Source organism: Neobacillus rhizosphaerae (assembly GCF_050477885.1).
Classification (GTDB): domain Bacteria; phylum Bacillota; class Bacilli; order Bacillales; family Cytobacillaceae; genus Neobacillus; species Neobacillus rhizosphaerae_A.
Genome location: NZ_JBCNAC010000059.1, coordinates 1 through 9,315, shown reverse-complemented (window position 1 = coordinate 9,315; position 9,315 = coordinate 1). Strand labels below are relative to the sequence as shown.

10 protein-coding genes are annotated in these 9,315 nt (G+C 36.1%); 9 read left to right on the top strand and 1 reads right to left on the bottom strand.

Annotated elements, in window-relative coordinates; translation table 11 throughout:
• The first annotated feature begins 162 nt into the window (after positions 1–162).
• The 6 genes from ABES03_RS07445 to ABES03_RS07420 all read left to right on the top strand — a co-directional run bounded on the left by ABES03_RS07445 (position 163) and on the right by ABES03_RS07420 (position 4,118).
• Positions 163–390 (top strand): YozE family protein, encoded by a 228-nt coding sequence (locus ABES03_RS07445; RefSeq protein ID WP_308083514.1) that lies wholly within the window; start codon positions 163–165, stop codon positions 388–390.
• Between the two features lie 133 nt (positions 391–523).
• On the top strand, positions 524–1,219 hold the full coding sequence (locus ABES03_RS07440; RefSeq protein ID WP_430116474.1) for a hypothetical protein: 696 nt from the start codon (positions 524–526) through the stop codon (positions 1,217–1,219).
• Positions 1,220–1,578: 359 nt separating this feature from the next.
• On the top strand, positions 1,579–1,752 hold the full coding sequence (locus tag ABES03_RS07435) for a YozD family protein (protein ID WP_074432829.1): 174 nt from the start codon (positions 1,579–1,581) through the stop codon (positions 1,750–1,752).
• Positions 1,753–2,119: 367 nt separating this feature from the next.
• Complete coding sequence (locus ABES03_RS07430) at positions 2,120–2,908, top strand: serine/threonine protein kinase (RefSeq protein WP_430116473.1); 789 nt, start codon at positions 2,120–2,122, stop codon at positions 2,906–2,908.
• Between the two features lie 17 nt (positions 2,909–2,925).
• Positions 2,926–3,696: a sporulation protein gene (locus ABES03_RS07425; RefSeq protein WP_430116471.1), complete on the top strand. Its 771-nt coding sequence runs from the start codon at positions 2,926–2,928 to the stop codon at positions 3,694–3,696.
• 113 nt (positions 3,697–3,809) lie between these two features.
• A complete protein-coding gene (locus tag ABES03_RS07420) occupies positions 3,810–4,118 on the top strand; it encodes a YodL domain-containing protein (protein WP_430116469.1) in 309 nt (102 codons plus the stop codon).
• A 35-nt stretch (positions 4,119–4,153) separates the two neighbouring features.
• On the opposite strand, the gene ABES03_RS07415 is transcribed toward ABES03_RS07420, so the two are convergent.
• The gene (locus ABES03_RS07415) at positions 4,154–4,282 is read right to left on the bottom strand and encodes a hypothetical protein (protein WP_430116468.1); all 129 of its coding nucleotides are present in this window, start codon (positions 4,280–4,282) and stop codon (positions 4,154–4,156) included.
• A 153-nt stretch (positions 4,283–4,435) separates the two neighbouring features.
• Here ABES03_RS07415 and deoD point away from each other — a divergent pair, with 153 nt between their 5' ends.
• The 3 genes from deoD to ABES03_RS07400 all read left to right on the top strand — a co-directional run bounded on the left by deoD (position 4,436) and on the right by ABES03_RS07400 (position 9,219).
• Entirely contained in the window at positions 4,436–5,137 is a 702-nt protein-coding gene (gene deoD, locus ABES03_RS07410) for a purine-nucleoside phosphorylase (protein WP_430116467.1), read from the top strand.
• 172 nt (positions 5,138–5,309) lie between these two features.
• Positions 5,310–7,505 carry a heavy metal translocating P-type ATPase gene (locus tag ABES03_RS07405; protein WP_430116466.1) on the top strand — a complete coding sequence of 732 codons (2,196 nt, stop codon included), beginning with the start codon at positions 5,310–5,312 and terminating at the stop codon, positions 7,503–7,505.
• A 202-nt stretch (positions 7,506–7,707) separates the two neighbouring features.
• A complete protein-coding gene (locus ABES03_RS07400; protein ID WP_430116465.1) occupies positions 7,708–9,219 on the top strand; it encodes a S41 family peptidase in 1,512 nt (503 codons plus the stop codon).
• The last annotated feature ends 96 nt before the right edge of the window (positions 9,220–9,315 follow it).

The following is a 9,315-nucleotide window of genomic DNA, read 5'->3' as shown; positions in this document are numbered from 1 at the left end:
TGAACCATACTCCCACAGGAGTCTTCGTGCCTTCCGCTCCAATCAACAGGAACAATAATCAATAATGTTCTTTATTACAGCCTATTTTGCCGCTGGACGATACTGTGAGTATTCGTTATTATATATCACATAAGTGAATTTCGATGGAAAGGCGTTTGTGTGATGAGTAAATCCTTTTATCATTTTTTAATGAAATATAGACATCCGGCACCAAAAGATCGTATTAGTTTATTTGCAAACCATGCCTATATGGACCATAGCTTTCCTAAATCTTCAAAAGATTACCACGAACTCAGTTCCTACTTAGAACTAAATGGTCAATATTTAGAGTCAATGTCTATTTTTGATGAGGCATGGCAGCTATATATTAATGCTGAAAGCAAAAATTAAATAGATGGAAAAAATCGCTTCTTGATATGGAGGCGATTTTTTCATTTTACAAATGGTATGCGCGATATTGATTCTGATGCATATACTATTGTAATCAAAATTCACGACTTAGCATTTGAGGGGATGGGAGGACATGGCAAAACGGAGAAAACCGAAGTATAAGATCGGTGATACGGTCGTGATTACTATTTATGGTACTGTTGGCAGGGTAACAGATGTAAAATGGCTCGATGGCAAGTATGTATATGAAGTGAATAAGAGTGATGGTTTGTTCCTTGAATCGGCCTTACAAATGCTATCGGAATATGACGGTACTGTTATGGAACAGGAGCAAATTGATATTGAATATAAGTTTTTTTTCGGTGATTTAGTTCAGGTAAGCGGTTATGGTGCTGATTTATTTAAAGTTGTCGGCTTTCGGACCGAAATTTGGCGCTATAAAGAAGACGCCTGGGAAGATGTGATTTATGAGCTTTCAAGGGTAAGTGACGGAGAATGGCTGGAGGCAGGCGAAGAGGAACTTACACTAGTAGCGGATGCTGAAAGTGCAGATACATTTATACAAAAATTGGGTCTTTTATACTTAGTAAATAAACAGGATCAAACAGTAAAAAATACAAACTTAAAAAATTTGATTAGAAAAGCAGAGTTTGAAGAAATAGAAAGAAAAAAAGAAAAGAAAGAACTTATTGATAATCTTTTAGATATATTTAATGATTATCGGATACTTTATGAATTGTTTCATGACCAAGAATACTACCAAGTTATGCGGGTCATTCTTAGAAAATTAGAAAGTCTTGTAAATAATGATGGCAAAAGTCCTGTATAATCCTACCACCTGGCTATTTCGAATAATAAATACAAAACAAAAGGAATTCCACTCCATTTAATTAGGAAAAACATCGTTTCCAAAATTTTTTCAAATAGTTGGAGGGTAAGACTATCCTCCTGGTTAACATCTTCAACCCATGCCTCAAACAACAATTGGAATTTAGACATTGTTTTCACCCCATCGCTTTCTTTTTACTAATCCTATGCTTGTCCAAGGGATAAAAGACATGTTTTTTTCATTGAAATCTCTTTATTCAATTTCAGTGAAGATCACTGGTTTATAGGCAACTGCTTTCCAAAGTAAATAGCATGAAAAAGCCATGTACATCATACATTCTGTAAAAAGGGGGCGATGCTATGAGAGAAATTGAAGTATTTATTGATACGGAAGAAATTGCCGAATTTTTCTTTCATGAGCTTGTAAAAAGGGGATACGTTCCTAGTGAAGAGGAATTAGAGGAATTAGCCGATATTACTTTTGAATATTTAATTGAAAAGAGTATTATCGATGAGGAAGTACAGGATGATTAGTAAACGAATAATTTAGGGAGAAATGAAAAGTTTTCTTCCATTAAGATAAAAGAAGACGAAAGACGAGCATAGTGTGCTCGCTTTTTGTTTTTTACAGACTAATTGAAATATTTTTACCATCGTGAAACCTTGTTGGAGTTTCATCGTATTAGGAGTATGAAGAAAAGGAGGAGGATTTAATGTTAAAAAAAATCCTTAAATCAATTTTAAAAAGTAAGATGACTCACAAGTACGGTTCCTCAAGCGATGCATGGAAGAAACATAAACATCATAAGCACAGCCATTTAGGACATCATCACTATAAAAAGAAATATAAAAGCAGAAGTTCTATTTCTAGTTTTTTTAGCAGCTAGTAAGGTGCGGGTATATGCTAAGGAAATTCACATTATTTATTTCCAATATTATGGAGAAACCACTACCTATTGATGAGGTTATTGCTGATCGTTATAAGGTAGTGGAGTATCTCGGAAGTGGAAGCTACGGACATAGTTATTTAGTTTTTGATTTCTTAAGCAAACAGAATAAAGTATTAAAATCCCTTCGGTATCATAAGAGAATTATCCAAACTGGAAGAAAGGGATTTGAATTAGAAAAAGAATTATTACGGTCGATTAATCATCCTGGATTTCCTAAATATTTTGAGGACGGCACCTTTAAAAATATTCCCTATTATACAATGGAATATATTAATGGTAAGAATTTTGAACAGCTTATTTTTCACGAAGGTAAGAAATTCACTGAAACAGAAGTTTTTAAGTTTGCAGATGAATTACTACAGTACATTGAATTCTTGCATAGCCATCACATCATTCATAGAGACATTCGCATTCCTAATGTAATTTTCGATGGATCGAGAATTCGCCTGATAGATTTAGGGCTAGGAAGGTATCTTAAACCGAAAGATGGAGATCCACAAAATATAGAAGATGTAAGGAAGCAAATTAACTACCAAGCTGATTTTTACGGGCTTGGCCATTTTCTTTTGTTTCTCCTATATTCGAACTTTACTTTCGATGATAACAGGAAAGAAAAAAGCTGGGAAGAAGAACTAGATATTACAGTAGAAGCCAAACAAATTATTAGAAGGCTCTTGCAGATAGAATCCGCGTATGATCAATGCGCACAAATAAGAGCTGATATAAAAAATTTCACTTAAATTAGGAGGAGAATTTTATGTCTTTCTTTGACAAAGTATTCGCTAGCGTAGGTATTGGTGCTGCATCAGTAGACACAAAGCTAGAAAAAGACACTTATATGCCTGGGGAAACTGTACAAGGGGTTGTTGAAATTAAGGGTGGAAAGGTTGAACAGCAAATAGATGAGATTTATCTTTCACTCAATACAACTTATTTAAAAGAGTCAGATGATCGAAAATATAACGTAACTGCTACCATCGATCGTTTTCGTCTAACTACACCTTTTACAATCAGGTCCAACGAAAGAAAAGAAATTCCGTTTACCTTCCAGTTGCCGTATGATACACCCTTATCTATTGGCAGGTCCAAAGTGTGGGTAACAACAGGACTGGATATAAAAGGCGGGGTGGACCCAAGTGATAAGGATTATTTAAAGGTTATTCCTAATCAATTAATGACTGCTGTTTTTAACGCGGTAGATAATTTGGGCTTTAGAATTAGAGAAGCGGACTGTGAAGAAGCACCACGACGTTTACGAGGCCGGTTACCCTTCGTTCAAGAATTTGAATTTGTCCCAACGTCAGGTCTATTTCGTGGTAAATTAGATGAGTTAGAAGTGGTGTTCTTATCTTCAGGTAATGGCACACTAGATTTGATGTTCCAAGTGGATCGACGTGCGAAAGGACTTTCAGGATTATTCTCAGAAGCGATGGGAATGGATGAAACGAACGTAAGATTATCTGTTTCTAACGCAGATCTTCCTAATTTACAACAAAAAATTCAGAGTGTAATACAAAGATACTCATAATAAGTAAAAAAAAGGCTTCTCGACAAAAAAAGTTAGTATTCTACAGAGGATTCGACAAGGCCAATATCTAATTATTAGAATAGAAAATAAATTCTAATAATTGGAGGTACAAGATGATCAGAGTATTAACGAAAAGGCCCTGTATCCAATATGATGTGACAATCTTTCAAACTCCAAAGTACCGTGAAAATAAAGGCTATAAACAGGTCTATAGAACATCCATTCCTGCTGCTGGCCGCGTACAATGCTTGGAAGAAACCTTTAGCCGATTTAATGTGACTGACAGAATACCTTCAAATTATAAGGGGAGATTTCTCTCAACAGGTGACATTATATTAATTGATGAGGGACGCGGCGGTCAGCACTATTATCAGTTACAGACTGGCGGATGGACCCCGATTAATAGAATAATGATACGATAAAAAACCTAAGGGAACATCCTTAGGTTTATTTTTACTTAATGCTTTCTACCACCATCTGCGCGGTTTTCTTTTGCATGTGCTTCGTGCTCTGCCACAATTGCCTCGGCAGGAATGTGGTTATTTTTCTTTTGACCATTTATGCGGCTTCTATGTTTTTTTCCCATTATCTATTCCTCCTTTCCGTATAAAGATAGCTTCCCACAAATCAGAAAAAACATAACTATTTCTCTGAAGATGTTTTTCAATAAAAACTGTTTATGATATATTGTCTATGGTACGGAGTGGAACGTACTTATCTTGATTGGAGGTTTTAATTTATGAGTGTACATATTGGTGCAAAAGAAAATGAAATTGCAGAAACGGTCTTGCTGCCAGGGGACCCGCTGAGAGCGAAATATATTGCAGAAACCTTTTTAGAGGATGCTAAATGTTATAACGAAGTTAGAAATATGTTTGGTTACACAGGAACCTACAAAGGGAAAAGGATTTCAGTTCAAGGAACTGGAATGGGTGTTCCGTCAATTTCAATTTATGTAAATGAGCTCATGCAAAGCTATAATGTGCAGAACTTAATAAGAGTAGGTACGTGCGGGGCAATCCAAAAAGATGTAAAAGTACGAGATGTTATCCTTGCTATGACAAGTTCTACAGACTCTAACATGAATCGTCTAACGTTTGGTCATGTTGATTTTGCACCTTGTGCTGATTTTGACTTACTTAAAAAGGCGTATGATGCTGGTGTTGAAAAGGGACTTAATTTAAAAGTGGGAAATATTTTCACTGCAGATTCTTTCTATAATGATAATGCAGAACTTGAAAAATGGGCCAAGTATCAGATTTTGGCTATTGAAATGGAAACGACAGCATTATATACGTTAGCAGCCAAATTTAACCGTAAAGCTCTTTCTGTTCTAACTGTTAGTGATCATATTTTAACAGGTGAAGAGACTACCTCAGAAGAAAGACAATTAACTTTTAATGATATGATTGAGGTAGCTTTAGTGGCTGCCACTAAGTAATAATGAATATACTGCCTCTTCCAATTAGGAAGAGGTTTTTTCTTTTATGGAAAGGACTTAGGACCATGATGGAGAATTTAAATGTAAAATAAAAAAGGCAAATATATGACTAATTAAATAATAATATTGATATGAATAGGGTGCAGGGTATAGTGCAAATGAGGTGAACGATATGAAAGAGCAAATCAAAGTTGATATTACTGGAATGACATGTGCAGCTTGTTCAGCCAGGATTGAAAAGGTTTTAAATAAGGTAAATGGTGTTGAAGCAAATGTCAACTTGGCTATGGAAAACGCATCCATTTCATATGATAAAGATTTAGTTTCAAGTAATGAAATAATTACAAAAATTGAAAACCTCGGATATGGTGCGCGTTTAGAAGAGGATCAAAGAGAAACAAAGCAGCAATATAAAGAAGAGGAGATAAAACATAAGAAACGCATGTTTTCCCTTTCTGTTATCTTGTCTTTGCCACTTTTATACACTATGTTTGCCCATATGCCAATGGATATTCGCTTCCCTATGCCTGGAGTGATGATGAATCCGTGGTTTCAATTGTTGCTAGCCACACCTGTGCAATTTTATATTGGAGGCCCTTTTTATATGGGTGCTTATAAAGCACTTAAAAATAAGAGTGCTAATATGGATGTCCTTGTGGCTTTAGGTACATCGGCAGCCTATTTCTACAGTCTTGCAGAGGGCTTTAAAACAATCAGCAACCCTTTTTATATGCCGCATCTATATTTTGAAACAAGCGCTGTTCTTATTACTCTAATTTTGCTAGGAAAGTTATTTGAAACCGTAGCAAAAGGTAGAACGACCATCGCCATTTCTAAATTACTAAGTCTTCAAGCAAAAGAAGCTACAGTCATTAGAGATGGAAAGGAATTTCAAATTCCAATTGAAGAAGTGCAGGTTTCAGACCGATTACTAGTGAAGCCAGGAGAAAAAATTCCAGTAGATGGACAGGTTTTATTAGGACAATCCTCAGTCGATGAATCAATGATAACAGGTGAATCAATTCCAGTGGAGAAATCTGTGGGGAATCATTTAATAGGTTCGACTATTAATAAAAATGGAACGATAACAATGAAAGCCACAAAGGTGGGAAAAGACACAGCTCTAGCGGGAATTATTAAGATTGTAGAAGAAGCTCAAGGATCAAAGGCACCCATTCAACGTATTGCGGATATTATTTCTGGCTACTTTGTACCGGTTGTTGTTTGTATCTCATTCGTAACTTTCTTAATTTGGTATTTCCTAGTGATTCCTAGTGATTTTCCAACCTCTTTGGAAACTGCTATTGCTGTTCTTGTGATTGCCTGTCCTTGTGCTCTAGGGCTAGCAACACCCACATCTATTATGGTGGGGACAGGAAAAGGTGCAGAGATGGGAATCCTTTTCAAGGGTGGAGAGCATTTAGAAATTGCACATAGGATAAACGCCATAGTCCTTGATAAAACGGGAACTATAACAAAAGGTCAACCAGTTGTTACTGATTTCATAGCATATAAAGAGGAGAAAAAAGTCCTTCAATATTTAGTCTCTGCTGAGAAATCATCAGAACATCCGCTCGCCGAAGCTATTGTTAGATATGGTATGGAAAGACGATCTTCAACTCTCCCAGTCAAACGTTTTAAGGCTATTCCAGGTTATGGGATCGAGGCGAAAATTGGCGACGAAGAAATATATGTGGGAACTCGGAAGCTAATGGATTTAAAAGGTATTTCTTATACCGAAAAAGAAAAAGAATTACTTCATTTTGAAAACGAAGGTAAGACAGCCATGTACATTGCAATTAATTCAACTATCATGGGACTTGTGGCAGTTGCTGATACAGTAAAAGAGACAGCTAAGCTGGCAGTTACTCAACTAAGAGATTTAGGCATCGAAGTTTATATGTTAACTGGTGATAATGAACGGACAGCAAAAGCCATTGCTTCTCAGGTGGGAATATCGAATGTTATTGCTGAGGTTCTCCCAGAAGAAAAGGCAAATCATGTAAAAGAACTGCAGCATAAAGGAATGAAAGTTGCGATGGTCGGGGATGGAATAAATGATGCACCTGCTCTTGCGGTTGCTGATATCGGTATTGCCATTGGTTCGGGTACTGATGTCGCTATTGAAGCTGCGGATATCACTATTCTAGGTGGAGAACTGTCGTTGATTCCAAAAGCCATATCTTTAAGTAAAAAAACAATGCAAAACATTCGTCAAAACCTATTTTGGGCTTTGATCTATAATTCTGCAGGCATACCAATCGCTGCTTTAGGATTATTAGCTCCATGGGTAGCTGGAGCGGCAATGGCATTTAGTTCTGTATCTGTTGTGACAAACTCCCTTCGTTTGAAACGAGTCAAGATATAAAATAATCTATGATTTAATGAAGAGGCTGACCAATCAGCCTCTTCTATCGTAGAGAGATTTCTCTATTATTTTATTTCTTATTAATTTCATTAACTTTTCTTTGTTAATTTTAATAAAAAGATGTTATTCTAATCACTAAGGGTTTGCTTTTTGCTTCAGACATTTGTTAAGACTAGCTAGTACATATCTTATTTTTTGGTAAATGAAAGTGGTGAAAGCTTTGGAAGGAAAGAACGTTGAGCAAGAAAAACTTGAAGGAGAGAAAGTTGAACAGGAGCAAGTTACTGAGAACAGATCCGGATATATCCGATTAAAGAAGTTCCATTTTATTATGCTGTTATTTTTAATGGTTTTCTTATCAGCTGGAATTACAACAATTGCCTTTGCATTTGGTAAAGAAAAAGTGGTAACAGTTGGAGCAGAAAGATCAGAATTCAATAAACTTTATGAAGCATTTGATACCTTGAAAGATGGTTATTTTAAAGAAGTAGATCAGAAAAAGCTTATTAATGGTGCAATTAATGGAATGGTGGAATCGCTTGACGATCCATATTCTGATTATATGAGTAATGAGGAAGCAAAAAGCTTTCATAGTAGTATTTCTTCATCGTTTGAAGGAATTGGTGCTGAAATCCAAGAAAAGGATGGACATATTGTTATTGTTTCTCCTATCAAAGGATCTCCGGCTGAAAAAGCAGGGTTAAAGCCAAATGACATGATTATATCAGTAGATGGCAAAAGCCTTCAGGGAATGAACTCTACTGAAGCAGTTACTTTAATCAGGGGTAAAAAGGGATCGAAGGTAGAATTAACTATTCAACGACCAGGAACAGAAGCTCCAATGACCGTTCCTATTATTCGTGATACGATACCAATAGAGACTGTATACGGAGAAATGGTTGATGACTCTATTGCAAAGGTACAAATCACAAGTTTTTCAAGTAACACCTCAAAAGAATTGGTTACCACTTTAAATGATTTACAAAAGAAGGGGATGAAAGGTTTAGTATTAGACCTTCGACAAAACCCTGGTGGATTATTAGATCAGGCAATTAGTATTACGAGTATGTTTGTTCCTAAAGGGAAAATTATCGTTAAAGAAGAAGATAGAAACGGAAAGATAAAGGAAATTGCTTCTCAGAATCAAGGTAATCCTGACTTACCGTTAGTTGTATTGATTGATAAGGGCAGTGCCAGCGCATCTGAAATTTTTGCTGCTGCTGTAAAGGAATCAGCAGGCATCCCGCTTGTAGGTGAGAAATCCTTTGGTAAAGGTACCGTACAAACGGCAGAAGATTTTAAAGATGGTTCTAATTTAAAATATACAATCGCCAAATGGTTAACACCAAATGGCAACTGGATTCACAAAAAGGGAATTGAGCCAGATGTTGCAGTAGCCCTTCCTGAATTTGCTACATTACCGATTATTGATCCAGAGAAAGAGCTGGCCTTTTCTAACGCTTCAACAGAAATTCAAACAGCTCAGAAGATGTTAAAGGCTATTGGCTATGATCCGGGTCGTGAAGATGGATTCTTTGATGAAAAAACAAAACAGGCTGTCATTGCTTTCCAAACGGCACAAAAGCTCCCTACAAATGGTGTGTTAAAAGGTGAATCGACCTTGAAATTGATGGAGCTATTAAGAGAAAAAATTAAAACAAGTGATACACAAATGCAAAAGGCTATTGAGGTTTTAAAAGGAAGAATGAAATAAATTTAAGATAAACTCGGCTCATACAAGAGCCGAGTTTATTTTTTTTGCTGTGTTAAAGAACATTGTTGATTTTTACACCCTGTTGATTGGAGTGGA